We start from the raw sequence: 26211 nt of genomic DNA, 5'->3' as shown, positions 1-26211 counted from the left end.
CTTTGAACCTGCTGCTTTTTTTTGCACCACACACATGAAGGTATATCATGGAAATCACCCCTGGAGGACCCGGCAGAAGCAGAAGCGGCCCGATGCTGAATGTTGTCCGCACTTTCCTGGCAGCATCAGTTGGCCGCATTGCGAGGGATATATTACATACCTTGGCGTTCCGGCACTCGGGAACTTTCTGCCCGCAGGAGCGGAGCTCTTTGTTCTCCATTAGATCGATCACCTTATTGTAACTTACGATCCAGTGGAAACTAACTAGGTTTTTTTCAGCCCTTTTATCAAATGTTGTAAAGCGTTATGATTCGAGATAGGTACAGCGGGCAGCTTCACCTCTGCTGAGGTTATCTTGGAGCGGTTTTTTTCGCTTGATCGTGTGCTGGTCAAATCACTCAGCTTATGTAAAGGAGATCTCATGTCGTCCACCACAGCAACCAACTATCGCATTCCTTTGTTCTGTATAGTTACGTTATTGTTCTGGTTTTCCATGTACACTTGTGTGCCGATCCTGGCGGCATATGTTGAGTTTTTGGGCGCATCGCATAAAATGGCAGGTCTGATTGTCGGCATGTATGGCTTCAGCCAGATGCTGCTGCGGATCCCGGTAGGCATCATGTCGGACCGTTTTCATAAACGGCGGTTGTTTATCGTATTTGGCTTAATGTTCACAACCTTGGCCGGGGCCGGCATCCTAGTGTCTCAGAGTGTGACATGGATTCTCATCCTTAGGGCGTTGGCGGGCGCCGCCGCCGCAACTTGGGTGGATTTCACGATACTGTTTGCGAGCTACTACAGCAAGGAAGAAACCACCAAAGCCATCGGCACGATTACGGTATATAACACATTGGGGCAGATGCTGGGGATATTATGCGGCGGATGGTTTGCGGATATGTATGGCTGGGAGTCATCCTTTTTAATCGGGGCGCTGGTAGGGACTGTGGGATTCGCCGCCTCTTTCTTCCTGGTTGAAAAGTTCGATGAAAGCGCACAAAAAATTACCGCCCAAGGGGTGATAGAGGTCGCCCGGGACAGGACATTGATCGTAGTATCATGCCTCGCTATCCTCTTTCAACTGTTGACGTTCGCAACGGTGTTCGGATTCACGCCGGTGTATGCTCAGTCTTTGAACGCAACGAAGCTTGATATGGGACTGCTGACCTTTTTCTCAACCCTTCCGACAGCGGTAGCCGCATGGCTCGGGGGGAGCCACTTGGCAGCGCGGCTAGGAGACAGAAACGTCATTGTTGGCGGATTCATCTTGAGCGGTATTTTCACGCTGATCATACCATGGACTAACAACCTCGCAGTGCTGATTCTCACTCAAGCCATCGCAGGATTCGGGCGGGGATTGGCCACACCCATATTAATGGCGCTCAGTATTAAGCACATGGCACCGGGCCAGCGTGCGACCGCGATGGGCTTTTATCAAGCTATTTATGGTTTAGGCATGTTTTTGGGGCCGCTGTTCATGGGGATCGCGGGAGATATACTCACTCTCCGACAGGGCTTCGTGATCGTAGGTGCGCTGGGCTGCCTGTCTGCCTGGCTGGCTCATCGAATGATACGCACCCCGTCAGCGCAGAAGGCAACAAAAAAGGGAAGCGCCGCTTACTAGCGAATCATTTGTCACGCCTGCTGCCCCGAGTTGAGCTCGATACGATTTTGTGTCGGCAAAGCAGGTGCAATGCAGGCTCTTTTCCATGACACGGCTGTGCGGCTCCACTCTCAATGTGAGGTCCCGGCTGTGCGGCTCTACTCTCAATGCGAGGTCCCGGCTGTGGACGGCGCCTCTGATAAAACAGAACTGACTTCCGTGTATACTGGCTTCCGCTTATACGGAAGTCTTTTTTGTCATCGAGTGGCTCCTCCGCAGAAAAATTCATCCCTTGCGTTGAAAGCCTTCATCCAGCAAATACTCCTCCGCTTCCTCATAGGTCTCGAACGCTGACTCGAGATTATCACCAAAATACAGGTGCCACAGCTCGTCCTCCCGTGTCAGAATGAGAGTTTCATTGTCTGGGTTGACCCATTGTTCATGGTCGCTATGTGAGGCGCTCAGTCCTACGTTACTATCCGATGCTCTCACAGCTTCATTGGCACTCTCCTTGGTGGGCGTCGTATCACCGGACAGCAAGCGAATTGCGGCTGCCAGCAGTGTGCGGAGCTGGTCGGCGGAGTAATCGCGGATGTTGACCAGCTGCTTGCTGTCGGTCTCGTAGCCCGGCAAATTACCGGCATACACATAGCCATTACCGTTCGGATGCAAATGGTAAACCACGTTCTTTTTCTCATAAATGCTGTCTTCGTACTGGTAATTCACCCGGCCGAGGGAGACGTCTTTCCGTTGCAGTTCGGGAAACGATTCGATGATCTTGATTTTTTCTTCAAAAGTGAGCATGCCTAACCTCCATTGATTATCCGTTGAACGGTAGGTCGATTATAGCACACGGCCGATTCTGGACGAAATTCAAGCTGCACAGCAATAAAAAAACATAGGCGCGGCTATCAAAATTGGTGATTTGACAGGTTGCCGTCCCACGGTCCACAATGGAGACAGAAACCTCACGAGTAGGAGGTGTGATCGCAGTTGGATACCTGGACGCTGGGGCCGCTAGTTATACAGCAAAGCATGTTCATCATCGTGGCCTCGATCCTGACAGGCTTCGGCGTGCTCAGACTGCGTCAATATCATGAGCCCGAGTTGGCTAAGGGCATAACGGGGAGGACTGTAGAAGCGCTTCTGATCGGACTTGTGATCTGCAAGTTGAGCGGTGTGCTGTTCGATCCGCAAAGCCTGCGGGATGATCCCCGGTCCTTGTTGTATTTTCATGGGGGTGCTAAGGGAATTTGGCTGGCGCTCGTGCTGATGTGCGGGTATGTATGGTACCGGGAGCACAAGTCTTCGCACTGGCCCGTGTACATTGATGCTTGGCTTATCGCTATTTTGACAGGTTACCCTGTTTACCGTATCCTGCACCATTTTTTGCTTGAGGGCAGCAAGGTGACGGACACAATCATCATTATTTTATGCGCCCTTGTGCTCATCATTCGTTTTGTTGGACAAGCTGCCGCAGGAGGGAGGCGGACACAGCAGCTTTTTCTGGCTTTCATTATCGGTCATATGCTTATCACTACGGTGGCTTCGCACGTTTGGGAGAAACCGCTTTCGAAAGGCGTCAGCCAGGGTCTTGTCACAGGCATCCGCGTTGGCCAGCAGGCACCGGACTTTGCACTGGAGGATCCGGCAGGCACACGCGTGAAGCTGTCGGACTTTCGGGGACAGAAGGTACTGGTGAATTTCTGGGCGACCTGGTGTCCGCCCTGTAAGGTTGAGATGCCGCATATGCAGCGGTTTTACAGCGAGTACCAGGACCGCGAAGTTGTGATTCTGTCGGTGAATGCAGCCCATACTGAGGCGAGCAAGATCGTAGTCAATTCTTTTATCAGGTATTGGGGATTGACATTTCCGGTTGTGCTGGATACGTTGGGAGATGTAGGAAATACATACGGTGTGGCTGCGTATCCTGCTACTTATGTGATCGATGAGCACGGCATAGTACGCGATAAAATCCAAGGGGCGATGAATGAACAGATGCTGCGGGAGGCGGTAAAATAAGGCGTGTGTCCACCACATCTAAGACTCGGACGATTTAGTCAAAAGTATGGCGATATGATGAGTGTATTAAATTTATCGACATTGGAACAGGGGGATTCATTATGGCTAATACAAGTATTATTCTACGGGTAGAGCTTACACATGATAAGGTGTCTTTCGGAGATGTGGCGTCCGCTATCAGCAGGGCAGGAGGAGATGTAACTTCCATTGACGTTATTCGCGTCGGTAAAGAGTCCTCGGTGCGGGACATTACGGTCGACGTGCAGGATGCAGCGGAAGCTGCGGTTGTCGACGCGATTAAGCAGCTGGAGGGCAGCACACTAATCAACGTGTCGGACCGAACGTTTTTGGCGCATCTTGGTGGTAAGATATCCACGCAGCCGAGCATGCCTATTAAAAATCGGGATGACTTATCCCGTGTGTATACTCCAGGTGTAGCACGTGTCTGCACAGCCATTCATCAAGATCCGCAAAAAGCGTATTCATTGACTATTAAAAGAAACACGGTTGCCGTAATCAGCGACGGCACGGCAGTGCTCGGGCTAGGCGACATAGGGCCGAAGGCTGCCGCACCCGTCATGGAAGGTAAGGCGATGCTATTTAAGCAGCTGGCGGGCGTTGATGCGTTCCCGATCTGCTTGGATACGACGGACACGGAGGAAATCATTCGTACGGTGAAGGCGATCAGTCCGATATTCGGCGGCATTAACCTGGAGGATATCAGCTCGCCCCGCTGCTTTGAAATCGAGTCACGGCTCGGGCAGGAGCTGGATATTCCCGTTTTTCACGATGACCAACACGGTACCGCGGTGGTCATGCTCGCCGGCCTGCTCAATGCGTTGAAGGTCGTGGGTAAGCCCATCGAATCAATCCGCGTGGTTGTGAATGGCATTGGCGCAGCCGGAGTGTCGATCTGCAAGATGCTGTTAGCTGCCGGCGTGAAACGGCTGGTGCCGGTCGACCGAGAAGGCGCTATTATACGTGGTGAAACATATGAGCAGCCGATGTGGCAGTGGCTGGCTCAACAGCCGCAGGTGGAGGCGGTGTCCGGCACCTTGGATCAGCTGATCAAGGGAGCGGATGTGTTTATCGGGGTGTCCCGCGCAGGCCTGCTGAAGGTTGAACATGTGCAATCGATGGCAAAAGATCCGATCGTGTTTGCGCTAGCTAATCCACAGCCGGAAATCGATCCCGAAATCGCGCAGCCTTATGTACGCGTATTAGCAACGGGTCGAAGCGATTTTCCAAACCAAATCAACAACGTACTGTGCTTTCCCGGCATTTTCCGTGGAGCGTTGGATTGCCGTGCCAGCCATATCAACGAGGAGATGAAGCTGGCTGTAGCGCGAGCTATCGCTTCGGTAGTTTCCGACGCAGAGTTGAACGAGCTGTATGTCATTCCTAGCATTTTCAATGAGCAGGTCGTAGCAACCGTGCGGCACGCTGTCATCGAAGCAGCAATTAGAACGGGCACCGCCCGCAGAATTCCACCGGATTTTCGTTGAGACGACGCAGTACTAGCACGCCACCTCCCGACATGGACACATTAGGTCGGGAGGTTTTGTTATAGCCGCAACCAATGGCGATTGATAGCAGAGCACGTTAATCGGCTGAAATCACGCTATTGTTAGCTCTGACCACAAGAACATTATAACGTCGATTCACTTGCCAAAATTAGCTGTGGATACCAGAACAGATAACGTCTATTCACTCGACAGAACTAGTTCTGAATAACAGCCAAATACGTCAATTGACTCGCCAAAATTAGCTCTAACTACGAGTGCGCGGTGGCGTGCGAGCGAGTTTTCATTGCCTCACGGCAAAAATCCCGATTAACTCATGAAAATCACATCCTCCGCTGCTCCAGCACGCGATTATACGCATCTCTGCCATACCAGTCCAAAAGGCCGAGTTCCTCGTACATCCCTCGGATGCCCAGCCGCTCCGTCCTCTTGCCTGCACTGCCGTCACCCATGAAAAAGTCGTCGATGCACACACGATCCACGACAGCCGCCAAGCGCCCTGCAAACTCGTCCGAACAGGGCAGCGCTGGCGACACCGCCGCTTGCACGGCTAAGCCTGCCTGACACAGCTGTTTCATCGCCCGAAGCCTTGCCGCGATTGGGGCGCACCGGGCGTGAATACCCGGCGGACGGTTTCCATGTCGGTCTCCACAGTAACGCTGACACAAGCGCGTTCCCGCAGCTCCAGCAGCAGATCGATATCGCGCGTCACCAGCGGGCTGCGGGTCTGCACGAACAGGAAGTCCGGCTGCTCCCGGACCATAACTTCGAGCAGGGAGCGCGCTAGCCGTTCGCGATATTCGACCGGTTGATAGGGATCCGTGGCGGATGACATGAAGACGGTGACCGGCCCTTTCTTTTTGGCCCGGATCAGTTCGTTCTGCAGCAGCTCGGCAGCACCTTGTTTCACATGAACCCAGCTCCCCCATGCAGCACCGCGGAACTTGGCTATGGGCATTTCGCGGACATAGCAGTAAAGAACAGGAAAACGCACAACCGGCATACGGATTCAGCGTATGGCTGTAGCCGGTCAAAAAGCCGCTGGCCGGGTTCAAGAGCTGTTTGGGTGTTGATTGGTTGATCGTCGGATGCATACTGCTGCTGTCCTTTACATCAGCGTCCGAGGCTCATGCCCCAATGCGAGAGAAAATGTCTCGCAACACATTTTTTCACCGGTTTTTCGTCCGGCTCTGCGGGGTCGGCTTATGCTGCCTTCTTGCGGCTGACTGACAACAGCATAATGAACGAAATAAGCATCATACACACAGTCCACCACCAAGCCAATGTCAGATTTCCCGAATCAACCGCGACGTATATGGCGGTCGGCAGTGTCTGGGTTTTTCCCGGAATGTTGCCAGCCACCATCAAGGTGGCGCCGAACTCGCCCAAGCTGCGGGCGAAGCCAAGAACGTAGGCAGTGAGAAGAGAGCGCCATGCAAGAGGTATGATAATCCAACGCAGCAGCTGTGGCTCTGAGGCACCCATAGAGCGCGCAGCATCCAGCAGGTCGCTGTCCACTGACAGAAATCCAACCTTCATAGTTTGGTAGACTAAGGGAAAAGCGACGACAACAGCAGCCAACACGGCTGCCCACCATGTGAAGACGAGCGGCTGGCCGAACAGCCATTCTATGGCTCTGCCTAAGCTGCTCTTCCGTCCGGCTGACACGAGCAGGATGAAGCCAACGACGGTGGGGGGAAGCACGAGAGGCAGCAACAGCACTGTTTCCAGCAAAGTACGTCCCGGGAACGAACGGTGCTTCGACATCCACCATGCGGCCAGAGTGCCCAGCACAAAGACAATCACGCTTGATGTTAGCGCCACCTGCACGGACAAAGTGATCGGTGCGGCGAACTCATGCCAGTTTAGAGCTGCGCCGGCCGCGGCCGGCGGCACCACAGCTGGCGCAGCTGTCAGATCGCTTACCAGCGTCTCCGGTGCCATCGAAGCCAGCTCGCTGACCGGCGTATCAGCTGATGCTGACAGCGCCTGACCCGCTGCTGCCGAAGCGTGTGAGCCGTTCATAACGCGCTTCACGATCAACTCGTCTCCTTCGGAGGAGTGAAGCCGTAGCGGGTCAGCACATTCACTGCCTCTTTACTTTGTAAATATTCATAAAATGCCTGCGCCTCATCCCTATGACTCGTGCTCGACACGATTCCCACCGGATACCGAATAGGGGAGTGTAATGCGGCATCCACTTCCTGCACCACCTTGACTTTGGCTGAGTTCAACGCATCCGTCCGATACACGAAGCCTGCATCGGCATTGCCGGATTCGACATAGGTCAGCACCTGTCGTACGTCTTTCGTCAGCACGATGCTTGCCTGTAGCGGCTCCCACAGCCCCAAGGCACCCAAAGCTTCCCTCGCATAACGACCGGCCGGTACTGTAGACGGCTCTCCGACGGCAATCCTTTGGATGCGGTCCTGCTGCAGGTCTGCCATAGCAGTGATGTGCTCCGCGGAGTCGCTTGGCGCAATTAATACCAGCTGGTTCGTGACGAGATTGCGCTGCCGACCCTCATTCACCAATCCCTGGCTGATCAAAGCCGCCATATGATCTGAGCCGGCCGACAAGAACACATCAACGGGGGCACCTTGTTCGATTTGCCGCTGTAACGAGCCTGAAGCGCCGAGGTTGAGATTGATTTTCACCGGCTGTTTTGCCTCATACAGTGGTTGGATCTCTTTTAGCGCACCTGCAAGACTTGCCGCGGCCGATACGGTCAGTTCAACCCGCGCGTTGGAATCGTGAGTGCTTTCCCCGCCCACACCGCGGGTTGAATGTGCGGTAGGCTGCGCCATACTGCAAGCTGTCAACAGCACCATGGCGGCGCTGAGGAAAATCATCGAGCACATTTTTATTTGACGATGCATTATTTTCACGCTCCTGACTATCCTTTGATTATACGAGAAAATCGTGAGCGGCGTAAATGTTATGTAATACCTGCTCGCTGCGCGTGCGAAAAAGACGGTGCCGCAGCGACCGTCTTTTGAAGTCAATGATATTCATCTGAGTGATGATTAATTAGTAGGCATAACTTCCGGCGAAGTAAGTTTGTCATAAAATTCGACATACTTGTCCTTGTGAGCGCTGGCACGAAGCGCCATGCCGGAACGCGGGTGTTCATTGAGCACGCCGGCGATCATGTACGGTATCACATATCCCCATTCTACTTTTTCGCGGATGGGCGCAAGATGTCTTTCGATCAAATCCAATACCGGGCGAAGATTGTATCTTGGGTTTTTCAGCTGGCTGACCAGCAGCTCCGTAGGACAGTTGCCGGCAGCGCGTCCCATGCCGTAGACAGAAGCGTCGAGGAACTGCACTCCTTTTCCGGCTCCGATCAATGTGTTGGAGAACGCTAACTGCATGTTATTGTGCATATGCATACCGAGCTGCTTTTCCGGCAGCAGGCGCTGAAACTTGGACACCAGATAATCGATATCTTTGTTATCCATACTACCGTATGAGTCAACCACGTAGACCACATCTACCGGGCTTTTCCTGATTTCTTCGAGGGCCTCGGTCAACTCATTTTCCATTACGTGAGACAAGGCCATAATGTTGATACTGGTTTCATAGCCGTATCCGTGGAACTTATCAACCAACTCCAATGCTTTATCCACATCTTTAATATACGTTGCGACGCGAATTAAATCCAGCTGACTTTGCTCCCGTGGGAGAATGTCATTTTCATCAACACGTCCGATATCGACTAACGCGGAAAGTTTGGTATCGGTTTTCGTTGGAAAAACTTCTTTTAAAAAATCCTCATTCAAAAACCGCCAAGGACCGGCGTCGGCTCCTTTTAGCAGTTTGGCAGAGTTTTTGTATCCGATTTCCATATATTCCACACCGGCTTCGCTTAAACCCGCGTACATATCTTGTACCATTTTTACGCTGAAATCCCAGTTATTGACGAGCCCCCCGTCACGAATTGTACAATCTACAATTTTCTGATTATAATCTCTTGTCATATGAAAATGTTCCCCTTTCGTACGCTCGTAGTTGGCATCGCCAATAGGAATTACCGCGCTCTTTACCGCTGTTGGGCTTTTAAGCTTTTTTGCTTTTAAGTGGTAAAGTATATTTTTCACTGAATTTATAATTACATAGCCAGGCAGGTTTTGTCAACGGAAAATATATATTATTTCACCCTTCTACGCGAGCGGTGAGCCAGGTCGTTTTCACGCAAACAGTGCCCTGCTGGGGGAATAAGTTTACCAGTTTGCGGAGAGCCTAAGCCGGAATATTGATGCGAGAAAGGAAAGATTCCGATATGGCCGAGACAGCGATTTATTTCGAATTTGATAGCGAGCGGTCCGCTTTGCTAGCACGGGATACGTTAGAAGAGCTGGGTTATAAAACCGGCTACCACTCTGAGCTGCCCCGACCGACCCTGCACATACAGCTGGATGAAAATGATTTGACCTCCGCTTTGGAGATCACGCAAGCCCATGGCGGGCGGCTGCTGGAACATAAGCAAGGGCTGTCCGATGCGGAGGCGTATGCTATGGCTTATAACGAAGAAGATTACGTACCGATACCAGCGCATATTGTGAATGAGGACTGGATGGAGGATCATGACGAGCGTGCCCGTATAACCGCTTCCGAAATGCCGGACGGAGGGATACCTGCCGAACGAGGCGATGCGTTGGACCCATCGCCTCGCGAGTTTGACTATATTGAAGCCGGCATCCGGCTGTAACGTTTTCAAGTCCCAAAGAACAGCGGTGAAGCGCACGCGCGGCCCCGCTGTTTCTTTTTCGCGTCCGATGAATACCGTAAGCTGCCGGCAACAGCAGTGTCTCTCAGTCTCCAGTGGTTTGTGGGATGAAAATTTTGATCGGGAAAACAAAGTTGCCTTATATCTAATTTTCGTTGTTGGGAAAAAACTGTTTCTCTAGACCCACAACAGGTGCCTTTGTTATGATGGGGTGTACTTTCAAATCGAGCAGATTCGACATGGAGCTGGAGGAGACCGCGCGTGGAGGCATATGATAATCTGAAACAGGGTGAGAAGGGGGCATGGCTCAGTATTGCGGCCTACATTCTTTTGTCTGTTTTCAAAATCAGCATGGGATATGTCACGGGCTCCGAAGCATTAACCGCAGACGGCGTCAATAACACTACTGATATAATGGTGTCGCTCGCGGTGCTGATCGGATTGCGTATTTCACGCAAACCGCCAGACCGAGATCATCCTTACGGCCATATGCGAGCCGAGACGATAGCATCGTTGGTCGCGTCATTTGTTATGTTTGCTGCGGGTATTCAGGTCATGCTGCAGGCCGGCAAAAGCTTCTTCGCTGGCAATCTGCATGCTCCAAACCTATGGGCCGCGTGGATCGCGCTGTTCTCAGCCGCGCTCATGTGGGGCGTCTATTTGTACAACAGGAGGCTGGCGCTCCGCATCAACAATCTGTCTTTAATGGCGGCGGCCCAGGACAACCGGTCAGACGCCTTTGTCAGCATTGGCGCCGCCGTGGGCATCCTTGGTGCGCATCTCGGATTTCCGATGCTGGACGCGTTGGCCGCGTTTGCGGTTGGTGTGGTGATCTGCAAGACGGCGTGGGATATATTCTCGCACGCGTCGCACGCTTTGACCGATGGATTCGATGACGAGAAGCTAAAGGTGTTTCAGGCAACCGTGCGTGAAACGCCTGGTGTCAAGCGGATAAAGGACATCCGGGCGCGAGTGCACGGCAGCCACGTGCTGCTGGACGTCGTGGTGGAAGTAAGTGCGGAGCTGAGCGTGGAGCAGAGCCATGACATTAGCGACGCCATTGAGCGGCGCATGCAAGCGCAGCACAGGATAGAAAACGTGCATGTGCACATCGAACCTCACACGAAGCCACAGCGGCCGGAACACCGACAACAGTTGTAATGGAGCAGCAGGCGGTAGAGGCGTAAGCGGCATTCGAAGTTGAACATCGTAAGATGCAATGGTTGAGACACGTGGCTGACGGGCCGTGGTGGTTTAGGTGGTAAATTGTTAACATGGCACAACTCCCCATCATGTTATACGCACCCATCATAGCTAAACGCACGTCAACGCGACAAACGGGGAGCCGGAGGCCACTGAAAAAGTCCCTGCGATCAGAGCATGCTACAGTCACTCAAGGAAATTGAGGAGACTGCACCTTTTTCTTGTTATAATTAAATCGATAAAGTGAGATAACCGTGCACGGACCTGCTGGAACAGCAAAAAGACGACCAGTTTATCCAAATATCTGGATAATGGTCGTCTTTCACTTTGTTCTTTAGTGGTCAGCACCACAAAAGCACGAGGCTACAGCGGCCTCCACAGCCGCGCTCTGCCTTTTTCCGTTGCGCGGATTATTCGTCATCTTGTTGGCTGGCCGATTTTGCTTGCTTTAGCGTGCTTTGCGCTTGCTTTAACTGCGATTTAGCCTGCTGCAGCTGCTGGGCGCTTGTCATGCTCTGAGCTTGCGACATCATGCTGGCCGACATGCTCTGAGATGGAGGCTGCATAGCCGCCATGCCCTGAGACGGAGGCTGCATAGCCGACATGCTCTGAGTCGGAGGCTGCATAGCCGACATGCTCTGAGTCGGAGGCTGCATAGCCGACATGCTCTGAGTCGGAGGCTGCATAGCCGACATGCTCTGAGTCGGAGGCTGCATAGCCGACATGCTCTGAGACGGAGGCTGCATAGCCGACATGCTCTGAGTCGGAGGCTGCATAGCCGACATGCTCTGAGATGGAGGCTGCATAGCCGACATGCTCTGAGATGGAGGCTGCATAGCCGACATGCTCTGAGATGGAGGCTGCATAGCCGACATGCTCTGAGATGGAGGCTGCATAGCCGACATGCTCTGAGTCGGAGGCTGCATAGCCGACATGCTCTGAGATGGAGGCTGCATAGCCGACATAGTCGCTTGCTGCAGCTGCTGCTGTGCTTGCTGCGCCTGCTGGGCGCTGGTCGCCGCGAGCTGGTGCGCTTGCTGCGTCATCTGATCAGCCTGCTGCGCTGTAGTCATCGCTTGTCCCGCTTGCTGAATCAGCTGTTGTGCTTGCTGCTGAACTTGCATCGCGTTCTGGTGCGGATTCACTGGTGGCGAAGCTGGGGTTGAACTAGTAGGTTGAACCATAAGGCACCTCCATAATATTGTGGGGAACCTTAGTAGTTTGATTAATCAACATCTATTTATGCCACGTAACATATGTCAAAAAGGTGCCGGAGGCTTGTTTTCGCGCACACTGCAAGCGGTTGGGTCGACGATGGGTGTCCGCCTTGTCGGAACACCCAGCAGGGTGAGGCTCGAGCTGGCCGCGCTGGTCCGTCCCGCTGGCAGCAAACATGAGGGTGCGTGTGACAGTCGCGGCGCCGGCGTCCGATATGCCAACCGCAATGTTGCATCGCTTATCGCTGCTCAGCGTAGCGCTCCGCAGCGCTTTTGCCGGCTGTGTACCCAGTGGTGAATGCAGCGGTAATGTTATAGCCGCCGGTATATCCATGAATATCCAGAATCTCACCACAGAAAAACAGCCTGTATGTAATTTTCGACGACATAGTTTTGGGATCAATTTCCTTTAAGTTCACGCCGCCTCCGGTGACAAACGCCTCCTCAATGGAGAGTGTCCCGTTAACGATAATCGGAAAAGCCTTCATAAACTGCGCCAGCTGCAGCCAAGGCTGCTTAGGAATGTTAGCAAACGTGAGCTCGTCGCTAAGGCCGGCCTTCTCCAACAGAATCGGCAGCAGCCGCTCCGATACCGCGTTTTTTAGAACGTTCTTGATCTGCTTCTTTGGCTCGGCTTTCGCCAAGCTTAGTGTCCACTCATACACCTCGTTCACCGTGCGCTGTGGGAATAGATCCACCGTCATCTTGGCGGTCCCCGTTTCGGACTTTTTCACAGCCTTTACTACAAACTGGCTGCAGCGGAGTACCGCTGGCCCGGACAGACCAAAATGCGTGAACAGCATGTCTCCCTCGTGCTCAATCAGCTTTTTGCCCTTTGTGTTCCACACGGATAAAGTGATGTCGCGCAATGCGAGCCCTTGCAGCTGCTTCCCACGGATGAAGTCCTCCCCTGAGGTGATAGGTACTTCGGTAGGGTATAATTCTGTGATGGTATGGCCCGCCGCCTCAGCCCAAGCGTATCCATCGCCGGTAGAGCCCGTGTGCGGCACGGATTTGCCGCCAGTGGCGATAATCACCGCGTTCGCCTCAACACGCTTTCCGTCCCGCAGTTCTACGCCTCTAACAGCGCCGTCGATGTACAGCACACGTCTTACGGGGCTATTCACCCGAATGTCCACACCAAGCGATCGTACCTCGCGGACAAGTGCATCGACGACCGTCTTCGCTTTGTCGGAAACTGGGAACATCCGCCCGCGGTCTTCCTCTTTCAGGCGTATGCCCAGACCTTCGAAAAACTCGATAATATCCCGATTATTGAAGTTGGCGAACGCGCTGTACAAAAACCGACCATTACCGGGGATATGATTGATGAGCTCGTCAATTTCTTTGGCGTTCGTTACATTGCATCGTCCGCCGCCGGATATTCCGAGCTTTCGTCCTAATTTGTCCCCCTTGTCGATCAGCAATACATTTGCTCCGTGGGACGCTGCGGCGATGCACGCCATGAGCCCGGAAGGGCCGCCTCCAACGACAATAACATCATAGGCCATCCTAATTTGGCTCCTTCTGTGCGTGTAATTTTATGTCCATTTTAGCGTTGATCCAACTCACAGGCAATTTTGTGTGCACTCGCAGGTCGAAAGTTGCGGCGGAATACTTGGCTTTTGCGCGATGTGCGCGTGCCGCTCGACAGTCTGTGCGGGGGCGTGCAGATATTGCCCGGGAAATGTCGAGCCATGATTAGCCCATTTCGCTAAGGTAGACATGTTTTGGCACACGCGGAAGTTGCGAGGTATAGCTCTTGCCCACAAATTGCGGCGCACGGACGTCGGGAAGGCCAGGCAGCTTTTGTCAATCCACGTGATCAGTTGTGAAATGAGGTGGTTTGCATATAATAAACACAATGATTAACGTGACATCAGCTTACGAGGGCGGCTTACAAGGGCACCCAAGAGCTTGAACCGCCGGGACGCGTGGCAGCGTGTCGCCTGGCTGTTAGGTCCCGACAATTTCTTTGGTTTGTAACACGCGTAAGCCTCGGCGTTGAAGCAAGTTGAGGCAGCCTGACCACGGGATGATTGACTGGCTTCCGGTTAGGGTCGGTGGGGCGGCCGGGTGTTTTCCCGCCCAGCATTTGTCCGGTGCGCCACCCTGAATTTGTGCAGGCCGTGGCCGCTGATGATCCGCCATGGGGATGTCGCCCAAAGACGGCGCAAGAGCGAGAGGGGCTTTGCTTTCATTCCTTGCCGATTGTATAATGGAACATATGGCTAGTTTTTCAAGACCCCATTGTCGTAAAGGAGTGAAAGTTTATGTCCATGTCATTTGAGTCATACATGAAAGACATGATCCAGCCAATGCGTGATGAATTAACTCGGATCGGGATCACTGAGCTGCGCACGCCGGAAGAAGTGGAGGATCACCTGCCCAACGCGAAAGGCACGGCGCTGCTCGTAATTAATTCTGTGTGCGGCTGCGCGGCCGGACAATGCAGACCGGGCGTGGCGCGTGCACTGCAAAATGAAGTAAAGCCGGATCATTTGTTCACGGTGTTCGCTGGACAGGATAAAGAAGCGACCGCCAAAGCACGCGAGTATCTGGCTCCTTATCCGCCGTCCTCGCCATCTATCGCCTTGTTCAAGGATGGGGAGCTCGTGCACTTCATTCAACGGCATCAGATCGAGGACCGTTCCGCGGAAATGATCGCTTCGGATTTGATCAACGCATTTCAACAGTACTGCAAATAATGCCCCAAACAAGACTCCCGACGACTGCGGATAACATCGCGGACGCTCCGGGAGTTTTTTGTATTTGCTTTCCTGTTCTAGTAAACTATACTTGAGAAAAACCAAGTGAGAGAGGTACGGTACAATGAGCCTACAGCAAGAGATTATTGCTAAGCTTGGCGTGAAGCCGAAGATCGATGTGGACGAAGAGATTCGCAAGCGGGTGGATTTTCTAAAAGAATACGTGTTGAACGCCCGAGTGAACGGACTGCTTATCGCAATCAGCGGCGGGCTCGACAGTGCAGTGGCCGCGGGTCTATGTGTCAGAGCAACTGATGAATTGACCCAAGAGCAGGGCAAGGAATACAAGACGGTAGGCGTGTTCCAGCCGTACGGCAAGCAAACGGACATCGCGGACAGCTACGCGGTTGCAGACGCATTCAATCTCAAGTATCGGATGGAAACAAACATTGAAGACGCTGTGAATGAAATCGCGCTGGAATCGGAATCCGCACTGAAGTCCATTGGAGAAAATCGTCATCTCAGCCGTGGAGGCAAAGGTAATGTCAAAGCAAGAACGCGGATGGTAATACAATACGCAATTGCATTTGAGCTCAACTTACTGGTGGTGGGCACAGACCACGCGTCAGAGGCCATCACGGGATTTTACACGAAATACGGCGATGGGGCTGTAGATATTACTCCGCTAAGCACGCTGAACAAGCGTCAGGTGCGGCAATTGGCTGCAGCGCTGGGCGTGCCGAAGAGCGTTCTGGATAAGGCACCGACCGCCGGTTTGTGGGAAGGGCAGACGGATGAAGCCGAATTAGGCATTACGTATGACGCCAACAGTGCTTACCTGGAAGGTAAAACGATAGATCCGGCCGAACAGGATAAGCTCGAACGGCAGTACCTCAAAACAGAGCACAAGCGTGCTCGAATACCGGGCATTTAAACGTAAATGCAGGACGGAACGTAGATCCGTTGTAATTTCAGCTGTAAAAGAAAGGGTCGGCACTGTACAATGATCATGGGCATTGGTACGGACTTGCTTGAAATCGCCAGAGTGAAAAAAATCATCGAAGGGCCCGCCGGCGACCGGTTTGTGACCAGGGTGCTGACTCCGGGCGAGCAAGAGCTCTTAGAGAGCAGAAAAGGAAGGCTAACGGAGTTTGTCGCGGGGCGGTTTGCGGCAAAGGAAGCCGTCACTAAGGCGCTGGGCTGCGGCATCGGTAAGCAAGTGGCGCTGCAGGACATAGCGATATTGTCTGATGAGTTGGGCAAGCCGCACTGCGAAGTAAGCGCGGATGCTCTGCGGCGCTTGCAGCTGTCACCCAACGCCATTATGATTCATTTAAGTATCACTCATACGCAAGATTTGGCTATGGCCTATGCTGTAGTGGAACGCACATACACATAATTTACGGGGTAAAATAATGAAAGAACAGCCGTGGACTGTTCTTTTTTTCGGGCCACTTTCTGCTGGCCGCACACGAGCCGCGTTATAGCGCAAGCCTACTTCGGCGCTGAGATATATCGCGATGCTGTGTAGCAAAGCCTTAGCTGAACAGATTTACTTCTTTCCCGCCAACCATTCTGCTAACGCGTCGATTTCTTCTGGCTTCAGCTTATTAGCAAACGGTTGCATGCCATTGCCGCCATTTTTTATCTGCCCGCTAATCTGTTCCTTAGTCATCCGACCGCCCACTTGCTGTAGATTTGTAGGGGGACCGACTCTGCCCTCGAGATTACCGCCGTGACAGGACAAGCAATTTTGCGTATACAGCGTCTTCACTTGTTCCGATGCTCCGGCCATGGCCTCCTCAGAGGTACGGCCTTGATTCTTGCCTCCACAGAACGGTTCGCGGCTATGATCTGTGCCTCCGCCGCAGCCCGTCAGAGTCACCATGACCATTGAGCCTATTAGTAGGGCGCGGCAGAGAGCTTGAATACCCTTCATGTCAAGACCCCTTCCTTCTCGTTCCTGTTCCATACTTGGATTAACCAGGCGAGCCAAGCATGCTTAGCCGGTCGAAGCCTCCTAATGACCGCCTCGTGCCGTATTGTGGTTGAATTTCCACCCATAGTCACCTCAAAATGCAGTCCGTCCGATGCTTTCAATCATTGGTAGGGTAGCATTTTTTGTCGGTAGACGTCAATGCTTTGATTGAGGGCATGACGCACATACCATCGCGTACGCTGCTCATTTGCCGAGAGGGGAGACGCGGTGTTTTTTTGCGTAATCTCGTGGTGACACTCCAGTCACTTTTTTGAATATGCGGCTGAAATAGAATTCATCAGTATACCCTACGCTACCTGCGATAGACTTCAACCGGTAGTCGAATAATACCAAAAGCTCTTTGGCGCGATCGACCCGCAAATGCGTGAGGTAGTCGATTGGACTGTATCCGATGTATTTTTTGAACAAACGGGAGTAATGGCTTACGCTAAGCCCGGCCATCTGAGCCAGCCCTTCCAGTGTCAGCGGCTCCTGATAATGCCCTATCATGTAATCCTGTGTCAGCTCGATGGCGGCAGTGGTATCTCCCGTTATTTTCTGAGAGCGGAAGTCTTGGATCAAGGTCAAGAAAAACTCCAGCAGTAATATTTTTCGCCGCATGGCGGTCATATGTCCTCTGCGTTTCCACAGCAGATCCAGCTGTTCGAACAAATAGATCAACTGAGGCGTGTTGTTAACGGTGTACATACCTTCCAGCGGAAAAGACGTTTCCCCCGCGCTGCGGTAAATCCACTGTTCCTTCTCCTCGTAAGTTTCCGTATAATGAAAACGGAGGAAGTAGTATTCGAGCGGATGTTCAGCATCAGTTTGCCGCTCTACGACCATGCCTGGGCTAAAACAGAAGATCTTGCCCGGCTCCGCGGGATAGTGCGTGCCGTTGATGGCGAATGTGCCCTTGCCTTTAATAATCAGCCAAATCGAATGATGTTGAATTGAGCGCGGCCATTGATGCCAGTCGGGACTACACTTTTGATGGCCTACGAGCAGAATGGAAATGACCAGCTTGTTCAGGCGTGCTGCCAGCTCGCCGGGAGTCAACATCCGCTACACCCCTCATAAGTAATAGATGCTTTACTTTAACCGTTTAAAAGGAGAGATCATGTACTCAGAAGAAAAGAAACAGTATTTTTCCACCGAGCTGCTGGGTTGGTACCGGCGGCATCGTCGTGACTTGCCTTGGCGGCGGAGCAACAATCCCTATTATATTTGGATTTCAGAAGTGATGCTGCAGCAAACTCGCGTGGAAACGGTAATTCCGTATTTTGAGCGGTTTATCGAACGGTTCCCTACGATGGAGTCACTAGCGAATGCGCCGGAGGAAGAAGTGCTTAAGCTGTGGGAAGGGCTTGGCTATTATTCGCGGGCTCGCAATCTGCAGGGAGCTATCCGCGAGGTGCAGGAGCGCTACGGCGGCACAGTGCCCGACACGAAAGAAGAGATCTCTTCGTTGAAAGGCGTGGGTCCTTATACATCGGGAGCCATATTGAGCATAGCATACAACAAGCCTGAGCCAGCGGTCGATGGCAATGTTATGAGGGTGCTATCCCGATATTTTCTTATAGAAGAAGACATTATGAAGAACAGCACCAGAAGCTCCATGGAGAAGCTGGCTGTGGAACTGATTCCCGAAGGGGCGGCGGGAGAGTTCAACCAAGGGCTGATGGAGCTGGGGGCGATGGTGTGCACCCCGCGTGCGCCGCACTGTCTGACGTGCCCGGTTAGACAACATTGTTCTGCGAGGGAAGCCGGTCTGGAAGAGGCGCTCCCTGTCAAAAAAAAGGCCAAGCCGCCACGGCCGGAGTACCGTATAGCCGCCTTGATCGAGGGCAGCGGAAGCAACTCCGGCAAAATATTGATACGGCAGCGTCCGCAGGAAGGGCTCCTTGCCCGAATGTGGGAGCTCCCGCATGTGGAAGTACCATATATGTATCCAGCAGCCCCATCGCTGCCGCGAGAGGTTCCCGAAGGTGTCAATAGTCTGGTTGACGCATTGGCCGGTGAGACCATCGGTTTTAGTCCGGAGCGCTGGTTTATGCAGGCGGAGCACACGTTCAGCCATATTCATTGGGAGATGCAGGTTGTTTTAGGCACACTGGAACGTCCGGTAGTGCCGGGCAGCCGCGATGCACATCTGCCGTCACATTACCGATGGGTCGATGCAGCGTCGATGGCACAGTTTGCTTTTCCCAACGTGTTTTTAAAAATCATCAACCGCTATTTTAGCAAATAACTGCTTTATGACGCCGAAAATTTGCTCGTTCGCTTACGCAACGGCTGCATCGTAACCTCTAACAATCTTAGGCTGAGCGTAGGAGAGCTTTCAAGAAACTGACAAAACTCGGCCCGGCCCAGCGTTATAAATGGTACTCGCCTCGAGTGTGTCCGCCGCCGCTGCGCGGGTCAGCCCTTTTTGTCAGAGAGATATTTCACCGAACAAGTCTCCGTCACGAACAAGGACTGCCGCCACATGATGACAAAAATTATGGAAGAACTCCCAGATACTCTTATCATACATGGGGCGGCACCATGTGAAAAGGTTCCACAGCCCCTTTACAGTGATTTTTCTATGCGAACCTACACACATGTCATCGGTTTGATGGGGTTGAATTTGAAGTTGTCGCGGAGCGCCATCAATCCGGCTATTAGAGGACAACACCAGCCGCATGTAGTCGGCGAAAACACAAAAAAACCGGGATCATTCGATCCCGGTGTGGAGTGTCGACAAAGTGCCGATAGAACCTTATTTACCTGTCGCTCCCGCATAACGCTGGCCCACTGCATCCCAGTTCACAACGTTCCAGAACGCTGAGATATAATCAGGGCGTTTGTTTTGATATTTCAAGTAGTAAGCATGCTCCCAGACATCCAGTCCGAGGATTGGCGTGTTGCCTTCCATCAGAGGGTTATCCTGGTTGGCTGTGCTGCTAATAACGAGTTTGCCTTCTGGAGTTACGGACAGCCAAGCCCAGCCGCTGCCGAAACGCGTTGCGCCCGCTTTAGCGAAGTCTTCTTTGAACTTGTCGAAGCCTCCAAGCTCGTTGCTGATGGCATCCGCCAATGCGCCTGCCGGTGCACCGCCGCCGCTAGGTCCGATCACTTCCCAGAACAAGGAATGGTTCGCATGTCCGCCTCCGTTGTTGCGAACTGCGGTACGAATGCTTTCCGGCACACTGTGCAGGTCTGAAATTAAGTCCTCAATGCTTTTGGATTGAAGATCAGGGTGGGCTTCCAATGCAGCGTTCAAGTTGGTTACGTATGTGTTGTGGTGACGGTCATGGTGGATCATCATCGTTGTCTCGTCGATGTGCGGTTCCAGTGCATTGTTTGGATAAGGCAGAGCTGGTAATTGATGTGCCATTCGTGAATCCCTCCTATAGGATATGTAATTACAGTGTCCATTGATTATTATCCCTTATTTTACATATCAAATCAACATGTATGTATAAAAAGTCTCAATCCCCACATACGCGGTCGACACCAAGTTAAAATTTCTCAGTTGATCTGTTTTTATACATTAATTATATGTAAGCGCCTAAAAAACAACGCTTACACTCGTATGCCGTGAAAATGTTAAGAATCTCACAGTTTTTTTAACAAATTAGCAGGGATTCGATGATTTTTGTCGTATTTTTATACTTTGTATCATTAATTAGTAGCTTGCCTAAATACTAGCCGCGGGGAGAGTGCAGAAATTTGGTTGTTCGTTCCTTCCAGTTGTCTGATTATATTTCCGTTACCGAGCTGTTCAAAAACGTACTGACTGAGTCCTGTTATGACGATACTATGGAAGCTTTCGCGAGACAGCTTTCCTGGGATAGTGAATTGGTGTTGGTTGCCCTCGAAAACGAACAAATTGCTGGTGTCATCATAGGGACGATCGACAACCACAATGCCTACTATTACCGCATAGCCGTCGGCGAACAATTTCAGCGCCGCGGGATTGGCAAAGCTTTGATCGAAGCAATGAGGCAGCGATTCTTACAGAGAAAAGTAAAACGCATCATGGTTACCGTCGATGTACATAATGAAATGGTGTTACCGGTGTACGAGTCGGCTGGATATCAAGCTGCCGATTTTTCACGCTCGGCGCATCGCCTGAGTATCGTCAACGGCTAATTGCTGTTGACATGATATTGAGCAATGATGCGCTTGAAGCTAGCATGGCCCGCTCACATAAGCAGCGGCCATGCTTTTTTGCGTTATGGTGAATTGTTGGCTCTTGAAAGCCGTTCGACATAGGTTTATGCTAGAAAGAAACGCCCGCCAATGTAACGTTGTGCAAGTGGCGAACAGGAGGCAGCGCCACCTGGATTAGAACACTGATAACAGTTTTGCAATAGCTGAGGCAAGCTGAATGTATAAATAGAAGGGTTTGGAGCTTATGTCGAAATTTTGTTCCTATATCATAAAAAGCTTCAAGCACGATGGTCATCTGCATCGCATGTGGGCGGAAAACTGGTTGGTTCCCCAAGCGCTGCAGCTTGAGCCCCATCAGCTCGAATCTATGCTTGTGCTCATCAACAGCCAGACTAAAATTGTAGAGGCGGACGGGAAGGAATGGGTCAGTAGAATACCGGCTATCTCATTTTTCATTCCCAAGCAGTGGTTTAACGTCGTTGCCTTACTGGAGGAAGCGGGGGTGCGCTACTACTGCAACGTGGCGTCACCACCCTACGTTTGCGGACGTGTCATCACTTACATCGATTACGATTTGGATGTGATACGTATGCCGCGCGGAGGAATTCATGTGGTCGATCAGGAGGAGTATGAGCGCCATAAAATGATTTATCATTACTCTGACATTGTGGACGAGAAGGTCAAACAGGGATTGCAGGACCTAATGAAACGCATCGAGACCAATCAAGCGCCTTTCTGTGATGATGGGGTACGTTACTATTATCGTGAATGGGAAAAGTGGAAAGGTCGAGAAACGGAGGCGTGACATGCGTTTTTTTGCGCCGAGAAAGCCGGACGGAGAGTTAACCGGGCATACAATGCCAATGGGGGGCTCTGCCGGTTTATTGGCTGAGGTTTGGGATTGGATGAAATCTGTCGTCATCGCACTGCTGGTAGTTGTGCTGGTACATCAATATGGCTTCCATCTATCGACGGTGAAGGGCGCATCTATGCAGCCTACTTTGGAAGAAGGGGAATGGCTGTTCATCAACAAGACCATTCGTTTTTTCGGCGCGCCTGAGCGTGGGGATGTCATCGTGCTGCGGGAGACTGACGGCATTAACTCCGATCATCCTTACTTAGTGAAGCGGGTAGTCGCGGTGGAAGGTGATGAGCTGGTCATCCAACAGGGGAAGCTGTTCGTCAACGGGGTTGAAGTAGAGGAAGCCTACACGGACACGCCGATTGAGGACGGCGGGTTTGATCCGTACACGGTGCAGAAGGGCTGCTTATTTGTTATGGGGGATAACCGTCACCGCCATGCCAGCTATGACAGCCGCAGCTTCGGAGCCATCTCACTGGAACAAGTGGAGGGACGCGTTGAATGGATCATCTGGCCGTGGGATAAATTCAAATCACTGTAAAAGAAACGAGGTGAAAATAAAATGATGTCGGAAGCTGCAGCAGATTGGAACGATATAGATTGGCACCAGCTGAAGCTTGACATGAAAGAGGCGGCCGAAACACTCGGGATCGACAAGATAGGCATTTCCAGTGCAGATCCTTTCGTTGATCTAAAAAGTATACTGAAACAGCACAGGGAGAAAGGCTTCGAGTCGGGGTTCGAGGAGCCCGATCTGGAGAAGCGGACTGAGCCTTCGCTCAGCTTGGCCGGACCCAGATCCATCATATCGATCACTGTGGCCTATCCTTCCAAGATGAAGGACGCCCCAAGGTCGGAGAAGGGCGCTTACCGGGGGATTTTGTCCCGTTCCGCATGGGGCATGGATTACCATCAAGTGCTGCGCAACCGGCTGCAGCGGTTGGAGGCATGGATCCTCGGGCGTGTGCCGGACGCCCGGCTGGAGACTATGGTGGACACAGGCGCGCTGGTAGACAGGGCTGTAGCAGAGCGGGCGGGAATAGGCTGGGTCGGCAAGAATTGCTCCGTGATCACACCCGAGTTCGGTTCATGGGTATACTTGGGGGAAATGATCACAAATCTGCCGTTGGAGCCTGACGTGCCGGTCACGGAGAGCTGCGGCGATTGCACACTTTGCATCGACGCCTGTCCTACCGGCGCGCTTGTCGGTCCAGGGCAGTTGAATGCGCAGCGGTGCATTTCTTTTGTCACTCAGACAAAAGGCCATATCGAGGACGATGAGTTGAAAGAAAAAATCGGCAACCGCTTGTACGGTTGTGATACCTGCCAGATTGTATGCCCTAAAAATAAGGGTAAAAACTGGACTCACCATCCTGAACTGCAACCGGATCCAGAGCAGGCCAAACCGCTCCTGACCTCCCTGCTGCACATGAGCAACCGTGAATTCAAGGATCGGTTCGGAACCAGCTCCGCAGCATGGCGCGGCAAAAAGCCAATACAGCGGAATGCGGTGCTGGCTTTAGGGCATTTTCGGGATGAAACGGCGGTGCCTGAACTCGTCGACCTGTTGAGACACGACATCAGGCCTGAGATACGGGGCGCGGCAGCGTGGGCGCTCGGCCGCATAGGGAACTCGCAGGCGATCGACGCGATCAATGAGGCCAGAGCCGAGGAGTCCGATGAAATAGTACTGAAGGAGTTGGACAAGGCCTATGCTCTGCATGAGGTATACTGAAATAGACTCTCCAATAGGTCCGCTGGTGCTTGGCACTGCCGGGAGCGCACTTTGCCTTATCGAGTTTGGACGTTTCGCCGATGTGGAACCCAAACTGCAGCAGTGGTCGCAGCGCTGGTTCAAGACGCGTGAGTGGAGGTCTGACCATGCCGCCCTGCGAAACGTGGAGGAACAGCTGCAGCAGTACTTTGCATGCGACCGCCGAACATTCGATGTGCCGCTGGATCTCCGCGGGACACCGTTCCAGGTTAAGGTATGGGAGGCGTTGGTTCGTATTCCTTATGGTACAGTGTGCTCCTACAAGGACATCGGACAAGCGATCAATGGTGTAAAGGCGGTCAGGGCGGTCGGCGGCGCCAACCATCGCAATCCTATACCGATTATCGTGCCCTGCCATCGCGTGATAGGCGCAAACGGTTCGTTGGTGGGTTATGGCGGGGGATTGAACGTGAAAGCCTATTTGTTGCAAACGGAAGGCTGCGAGATATCCTCTGCGCGCTAGGAACGGCGGTGCTGCAGCAAGCTGGGCTGGGATGATACTGGGTGATCACTTTCCGCTTGCAAAGTTTTCAGGGGAGAAAACGATGAGATACGTACATGTTGAGCATCTCGAGCCGGGGTAGTTTTTGGGGAGAACGATTATTCCGGCAACGGGGCGCGTGCAGCTTTCCGACATTCGCACTATGGATAATGAAATGTACGTCCACGCGCTCAACGTAACTATGATGTCGGTTTTGATAGGTAGTGATCATGCGACGGCAGCCACGTATGATAAGCGCCTGCCACGGCGTGCGTTAGCATTTGTGCACTTGAAGACTATTTGCTATGATGTACAATGGATAACTTCTGAAAAAGGGTGAATAACATAATGTGGGACTACATTATTCCGATCGTCACGCTGTTGGTAGGCGCGGTAGGCGGCTTTTTCGCCGGTGTGTATTACTTGCGCAAACAGATTGAGAATATGCAAAACAATCCGGAGATGCTGGCACAAATGGCTAAGAAGATGGGCTACAACATGAATAAACAGCAAATGCAAAAAGCTCAGCAAATGATGAAAAAACAAAAGTTTCGCCGATAAAAATATATGTGCCCGGGGCTTGGCGGTCACGGGCAACGTTGGAAGAGTTAGCCTAAGGTTAGGTTAGCATGAAGGAGGTTAAGTTATGCCGGCTAGAGAATATCGAAATACCCGCGTGGATGAAAACCGGGCTTTGATTGAAGGCCATGTAAGAGAGATTCTGCGTCTGATTGGTGAAGACGTGGACCGAGAGGGATTGGTAGATACACCCGCCAGGGTAACCCGGATGTATGAGGAGATATTTGCGGGATATGAGGCCGACTACAAAGACATCTTGGGCGTCGCTTTTGACGAACAACATGAAGAATTAGTGATCGTCAAAGATATTGTGTACTACAGCCAATGCGAGCATCACATGGCGCCGTTTTTTGGGCAAATACACATCGGTTACATTCCGAGCGGTAAAATCGCCGGCTTAAGTAAGTTCGCGCGGCTGGTTGAGGCCGTAACACGCAAGCTGCAGGTACAGGAACGGATAACCTCAGAGTTAGCGGATATCATCGAGTCTGAGCTCACTCCGCATGGCTGCATGGTCGTGGTTGAGGGCGAGCATCTGTGTATGTGCGCACGCGGCGTAAAGAAGCCTGGCAGCAAAACAGTTACATCCGCTGTGCGCGGGTTGTTCCGCACGGACGCAGCCGCACGCTCTGAATTTTTGTCACTTGTGAAACACTAGCCTACGAACCCGAGCCACTGTGATATTACGGTGCAGTATGCAGAGAATCCTCTTTTCGCCCGGAATGACGAATCCCGGAGCGGGAGAGGATTTTTTGCGCCGCATCATAACGATGGCCAATTGGTGCTGCGAGCCTGCGATAAGCGCTCGTTCACCTGCTGCCAGTCAACTGTGTGCCACCATGCGTCAATATAATCGCGGCGGTTGTTTTTGTATTGCAGATAATATGCATGTTCCCACATATCAAGCACAAGAAGCGGAATCACGGGCCACGCAGACAGATGGTTATTTTTATCGGCGTGAACGATTTCGAGTTGATTATTGAGCGGGCTCCATGCCATGACCACCCAGCCTGCGCCCTCTACGCTATTGGCCGCGGCGGTGAATAGTGACTGGAACACCTCAAAGCTGCCGAAGGAGCTGGTTATGTCCGCAGCTATTGTTCCTGTCGCTTCCCCTCCGCCCTGAGGCCCCATGCTGAGCCAGAATAGCGTGTGAAGATAGTGGCCCACGCCGTGCATCGTGCACTCATTTTGCCAGTGCTTCATTAGAACGTAATCATCGGCTTGGCGGGCGCTTGCGAGCATCAATTTCGCGTTGTTCAAGGCTTCCAAGCAACTGCGGTGGTGTTTATCGTGATGGAGCCGCATCGTCTCCGCATCAATGTAGGGTTCCAATGCGTCATACGCGTATGGCAGCGGAGGCAGCTTCTGCCC

The 26211-nt window shown here is 52.4% G+C and carries 26 protein-coding genes and 2 pseudogenes; 16 read left to right on the top strand and 12 right to left on the bottom strand.

The features are described from left to right. Positions 1-421 precede the first annotated feature (421 nt). Positions 422-1621, top strand: coding sequence for an MFS transporter (locus CBW46_RS16575; protein ID WP_089201110.1), 1200 nt, complete (start codon positions 422-424; stop codon positions 1619-1621). Positions 1622-1885: 264 nt separating this feature from the next. Here CBW46_RS16575 and CBW46_RS16570 read toward each other — a convergent pair whose 3' ends face one another. Then, positions 1886-2404: a hypothetical protein gene (locus CBW46_RS16570; RefSeq protein WP_089201109.1), complete on the bottom strand. Its 519-nt coding sequence runs from the start codon at positions 2402-2404 to the stop codon at positions 1886-1888. A 189-nt stretch (positions 2405-2593) separates the two neighbouring features. On the opposite strand from CBW46_RS16570, the gene CBW46_RS16565 reads away from it, so the two are divergent. After that, positions 2594-3622, top strand: coding sequence for a redoxin domain-containing protein (locus tag CBW46_RS16565; protein WP_089201108.1), 1029 nt, complete (start codon positions 2594-2596; stop codon positions 3620-3622). A gap of 101 nt (positions 3623-3723) precedes the next feature. Next, the gene (locus CBW46_RS16560) at positions 3724-5127 is read left to right on the top strand and encodes an NAD-dependent malic enzyme (RefSeq protein ID WP_089201107.1); all 1404 of its coding nucleotides are present in this window, start codon (positions 3724-3726) and stop codon (positions 5125-5127) included. A gap of 341 nt (positions 5128-5468) precedes the next feature. On the opposite strand, the pseudogene CBW46_RS16555 reads toward CBW46_RS16560, so the two are convergent. The 4 genes and pseudogenes from CBW46_RS16555 to CBW46_RS16540 all read right to left on the bottom strand — a co-directional run bounded on the left by CBW46_RS16555 (position 5469) and on the right by CBW46_RS16540 (position 9128). After that, a pseudogene (locus CBW46_RS16555) lies at positions 5469-6239 on the bottom strand (SPL family radical SAM protein). Positions 6240-6348: 109 nt separating this feature from the next. Next, positions 6349-7182, bottom strand: a complete 834-nt coding sequence (gene modB, locus CBW46_RS16550) for a molybdate ABC transporter permease subunit (RefSeq protein ID WP_341538196.1) — start codon at positions 7180-7182, stop codon at positions 6349-6351. 2 nt (positions 7183-7184) lie between these two features. Next, positions 7185-8024 (bottom strand): molybdate ABC transporter substrate-binding protein, encoded by an 840-nt coding sequence (modA, locus tag CBW46_RS16545; RefSeq protein ID WP_089201106.1) that lies wholly within the window; start codon positions 8022-8024, stop codon positions 7185-7187. 147 nt (positions 8025-8171) lie between these two features. Continuing rightward, positions 8172-9128 carry an aldolase catalytic domain-containing protein gene (locus CBW46_RS16540; RefSeq protein WP_089201105.1) on the bottom strand — a complete coding sequence of 319 codons (957 nt, stop codon included), beginning with the start codon at positions 9126-9128 and terminating at the stop codon, positions 8172-8174. Positions 9129-9430: 302 nt separating this feature from the next. Here CBW46_RS16540 and CBW46_RS16535 point away from each other — a divergent pair, with 302 nt between their 5' ends. Both CBW46_RS16535 and CBW46_RS16530 read left to right on the top strand, forming a co-directional pair. After that, positions 9431-9859: a hypothetical protein gene (locus CBW46_RS16535; RefSeq protein WP_089201104.1), complete on the top strand. Its 429-nt coding sequence runs from the start codon at positions 9431-9433 to the stop codon at positions 9857-9859. A gap of 279 nt (positions 9860-10138) precedes the next feature. Continuing rightward, positions 10139-11038 (top strand): cation diffusion facilitator family transporter, encoded by a 900-nt coding sequence (locus tag CBW46_RS16530; protein ID WP_089201103.1) that lies wholly within the window; start codon positions 10139-10141, stop codon positions 11036-11038. A gap of 452 nt (positions 11039-11490) precedes the next feature. Here CBW46_RS16530 and CBW46_RS21920 read toward each other — a convergent pair whose 3' ends face one another. Both CBW46_RS21920 and CBW46_RS16520 read right to left on the bottom strand, forming a co-directional pair. Further along, positions 11491-12264, bottom strand: a complete 774-nt coding sequence (locus CBW46_RS21920) for a hypothetical protein (RefSeq protein WP_243633359.1) — start codon at positions 12262-12264, stop codon at positions 11491-11493. 272 nt (positions 12265-12536) lie between these two features. Continuing rightward, positions 12537-13808, bottom strand: a complete 1272-nt coding sequence (locus tag CBW46_RS16520; protein ID WP_089201102.1) for a BaiN/RdsA family NAD(P)/FAD-dependent oxidoreductase — start codon at positions 13806-13808, stop codon at positions 12537-12539. A gap of 762 nt (positions 13809-14570) precedes the next feature. Between CBW46_RS16520 and CBW46_RS16515 the strand changes: the two genes are divergently transcribed. From CBW46_RS16515 to acpS, 3 genes are all read left to right on the top strand, one after another. Further along, complete coding sequence (locus CBW46_RS16515) at positions 14571-15005, top strand: BrxA/BrxB family bacilliredoxin (RefSeq protein WP_089201101.1); 435 nt, start codon at positions 14571-14573, stop codon at positions 15003-15005. Between the two features lie 124 nt (positions 15006-15129). Beyond that, positions 15130-15939, top strand: a complete 810-nt coding sequence (gene nadE, locus CBW46_RS16510; RefSeq protein WP_089201100.1) for an ammonia-dependent NAD(+) synthetase — start codon at positions 15130-15132, stop codon at positions 15937-15939. A 69-nt stretch (positions 15940-16008) separates the two neighbouring features. Continuing rightward, on the top strand, positions 16009-16404 hold the full coding sequence (acpS, locus tag CBW46_RS16505) for a holo-ACP synthase (RefSeq protein WP_089201099.1): 396 nt from the start codon (positions 16009-16011) through the stop codon (positions 16402-16404). 153 nt (positions 16405-16557) lie between these two features. Here the strand turns inward: acpS and CBW46_RS16500 are convergent, their stop codons facing one another. Next, positions 16558-16944 (bottom strand): c-type cytochrome, encoded by a 387-nt coding sequence (locus tag CBW46_RS16500; RefSeq protein ID WP_243633358.1) that lies wholly within the window; start codon positions 16942-16944, stop codon positions 16558-16560. Positions 16945-17187: 243 nt separating this feature from the next. Beyond that, positions 17188-18045 (bottom strand): AraC family transcriptional regulator, encoded by an 858-nt coding sequence (locus tag CBW46_RS16495; RefSeq protein ID WP_089201098.1) that lies wholly within the window; start codon positions 18043-18045, stop codon positions 17188-17190. A 58-nt stretch (positions 18046-18103) separates the two neighbouring features. Between CBW46_RS16495 and mutY the strand changes: the two genes are divergently transcribed. Further along, complete coding sequence (gene mutY / locus CBW46_RS16490) at positions 18104-19234, top strand: A/G-specific adenine glycosylase (RefSeq protein ID WP_089201097.1); 1131 nt, start codon at positions 18104-18106, stop codon at positions 19232-19234. 510 nt (positions 19235-19744) lie between these two features. On the opposite strand, the gene CBW46_RS16485 is transcribed toward mutY, so the two are convergent. Then, complete coding sequence (locus CBW46_RS16485) at positions 19745-20362, bottom strand: superoxide dismutase (protein WP_089201096.1); 618 nt, start codon at positions 20360-20362, stop codon at positions 19745-19747. A 335-nt stretch (positions 20363-20697) separates the two neighbouring features. Here CBW46_RS16485 and CBW46_RS16480 point away from each other — a divergent pair, with 335 nt between their 5' ends. From CBW46_RS16480 to folE, 7 genes are all read left to right on the top strand, one after another. Then, positions 20698-21120, top strand: coding sequence for a GNAT family N-acetyltransferase (locus tag CBW46_RS16480; protein WP_089201095.1), 423 nt, complete (start codon positions 20698-20700; stop codon positions 21118-21120). A gap of 265 nt (positions 21121-21385) precedes the next feature. Further along, positions 21386-21946: a DUF402 domain-containing protein gene (locus tag CBW46_RS16475; RefSeq protein ID WP_089201094.1), complete on the top strand. Its 561-nt coding sequence runs from the start codon at positions 21386-21388 to the stop codon at positions 21944-21946. A 1-nt stretch (position 21947) separates the two neighbouring features. Beyond that, positions 21948-22544, top strand: a complete 597-nt coding sequence (lepB, locus tag CBW46_RS16470) for a signal peptidase I (RefSeq protein WP_243633357.1) — start codon at positions 21948-21950, stop codon at positions 22542-22544. Between the two features lie 24 nt (positions 22545-22568). After that, a complete protein-coding gene (gene queG, locus CBW46_RS16465; protein WP_089201160.1) occupies positions 22569-23738 on the top strand; it encodes a tRNA epoxyqueuosine(34) reductase QueG in 1170 nt (389 codons plus the stop codon). After that, entirely contained in the window at positions 23716-24240 is a 525-nt protein-coding gene (locus tag CBW46_RS16460; protein ID WP_089201093.1) for a methylated-DNA--[protein]-cysteine S-methyltransferase, read from the top strand. The genes queG and CBW46_RS16460 overlap by 23 nt, the downstream gene beginning before the upstream one ends. Positions 24241-24606: 366 nt before the next feature. After that, entirely contained in the window at positions 24607-24819 is a 213-nt protein-coding gene (locus CBW46_RS16450) for a YneF family protein (RefSeq protein WP_089201092.1), read from the top strand. Between the two features lie 85 nt (positions 24820-24904). Beyond that, on the top strand, positions 24905-25495 hold the full coding sequence (gene folE, locus CBW46_RS16445) for a GTP cyclohydrolase I FolE (RefSeq protein ID WP_089201091.1): 591 nt from the start codon (positions 24905-24907) through the stop codon (positions 25493-25495). Positions 25496-25599: 104 nt separating this feature from the next. Here the strand turns inward: folE and CBW46_RS22365 are convergent, their stop codons facing one another. Together CBW46_RS22365 and CBW46_RS22360 are read right to left on the bottom strand one after the other, a co-directional pair. Further along, positions 25600-26016 (bottom strand): superoxide dismutase, encoded by a 417-nt coding sequence (locus tag CBW46_RS22365; protein WP_424446654.1) that lies wholly within the window; start codon positions 26014-26016, stop codon positions 25600-25602. Between the two features lie 12 nt (positions 26017-26028). After that, positions 26029-26202: pseudogene (locus CBW46_RS22360) on the bottom strand (Fe-Mn family superoxide dismutase); the annotation flags it as partial. Positions 26203-26211 lie beyond the last annotated feature (9 nt).

The sequence above is a fragment of the Paenibacillus xerothermodurans genome (genome assembly GCF_002220865.2).
Lineage (GTDB): Bacteria > Bacillota > Bacilli > Paenibacillales > NBRC-103111 > Paenibacillus_S > Paenibacillus_S xerothermodurans.
Note: the sequence above shows the minus strand (reverse complement) of the source record. Positions and strands in the feature narration are given on the sequence as shown.

What these genes read in the sequence shown, in the direction of transcription:
- acpS (WP_089201099.1), top strand. Translation starts at nt 16,009, where the DNA reads ATGATCATGGGCATTGGTACGGACTTGCTTGAAATCGCCAGAGTGAAA.
- CBW46_RS16485 (WP_089201096.1), bottom strand. Translation starts at nt 20,362, where the DNA reads ATGGCACATCAATTACCAGCTCTGCCTTATCCAAACAATGCACTGGAA.
- CBW46_RS16500 (WP_243633358.1), bottom strand. Translation starts at nt 16,944, where the DNA reads ATGAAGGGTATTCAAGCTCTCTGCCGCGCCCTACTAATAGGCTCAATG.
- CBW46_RS16475 (WP_089201094.1), top strand. Translation starts at nt 21,386, where the DNA reads ATGTCGAAATTTTGTTCCTATATCATAAAAAGCTTCAAGCACGATGGT.
- mutY (WP_089201097.1), top strand. Translation starts at nt 18,104, where the DNA reads ATGTACTCAGAAGAAAAGAAACAGTATTTTTCCACCGAGCTGCTGGGT.
- CBW46_RS16540 (WP_089201105.1), bottom strand. Translation starts at nt 9,128, where the DNA reads ATGACAAGAGATTATAATCAGAAAATTGTAGATTGTACAATTCGTGAC.
- CBW46_RS16520 (WP_089201102.1), bottom strand. Translation starts at nt 13,808, where the DNA reads ATGGCCTATGATGTTATTGTCGTTGGAGGCGGCCCTTCCGGGCTCATG.
- CBW46_RS21920 (WP_243633359.1), bottom strand. Translation starts at nt 12,264, where the DNA reads ATGGTTCAACCTACTAGTTCAACCCCAGCTTCGCCACCAGTGAATCCG.
- CBW46_RS16460 (WP_089201093.1), top strand. Translation starts at nt 23,716, where the DNA reads ATGCTCTGCATGAGGTATACTGAAATAGACTCTCCAATAGGTCCGCTG.
- queG (WP_089201160.1), top strand. Translation starts at nt 22,569, where the DNA reads ATGTCGGAAGCTGCAGCAGATTGGAACGATATAGATTGGCACCAGCTG.
- folE (WP_089201091.1), top strand. Translation starts at nt 24,905, where the DNA reads ATGCCGGCTAGAGAATATCGAAATACCCGCGTGGATGAAAACCGGGCT.
- CBW46_RS16450 (WP_089201092.1), top strand. Translation starts at nt 24,607, where the DNA reads ATGTGGGACTACATTATTCCGATCGTCACGCTGTTGGTAGGCGCGGTA.
- modA (WP_089201106.1), bottom strand. Translation starts at nt 8,024, where the DNA reads ATGCATCGTCAAATAAAAATGTGCTCGATGATTTTCCTCAGCGCCGCC.
- CBW46_RS16570 (WP_089201109.1), bottom strand. Translation starts at nt 2,404, where the DNA reads ATGCTCACTTTTGAAGAAAAAATCAAGATCATCGAATCGTTTCCCGAA.
- CBW46_RS16495 (WP_089201098.1), bottom strand. Translation starts at nt 18,045, where the DNA reads ATGTTGACTCCCGGCGAGCTGGCAGCACGCCTGAACAAGCTGGTCATT.
- CBW46_RS16575 (WP_089201110.1), top strand. Translation starts at nt 422, where the DNA reads ATGTCGTCCACCACAGCAACCAACTATCGCATTCCTTTGTTCTGTATA.
- nadE (WP_089201100.1), top strand. Translation starts at nt 15,130, where the DNA reads ATGAGCCTACAGCAAGAGATTATTGCTAAGCTTGGCGTGAAGCCGAAG.
- lepB (WP_243633357.1), top strand. Translation starts at nt 21,948, where the DNA reads ATGCGTTTTTTTGCGCCGAGAAAGCCGGACGGAGAGTTAACCGGGCAT.
- CBW46_RS16560 (WP_089201107.1), top strand. Translation starts at nt 3,724, where the DNA reads ATGGCTAATACAAGTATTATTCTACGGGTAGAGCTTACACATGATAAG.
- CBW46_RS22365 (WP_424446654.1), bottom strand. Translation starts at nt 26,016, where the DNA reads ATGCACGGCGTGGGCCACTATCTTCACACGCTATTCTGGCTCAGCATG.
- CBW46_RS16535 (WP_089201104.1), top strand. Translation starts at nt 9,431, where the DNA reads ATGGCCGAGACAGCGATTTATTTCGAATTTGATAGCGAGCGGTCCGCT.
- CBW46_RS16515 (WP_089201101.1), top strand. Translation starts at nt 14,571, where the DNA reads ATGTCCATGTCATTTGAGTCATACATGAAAGACATGATCCAGCCAATG.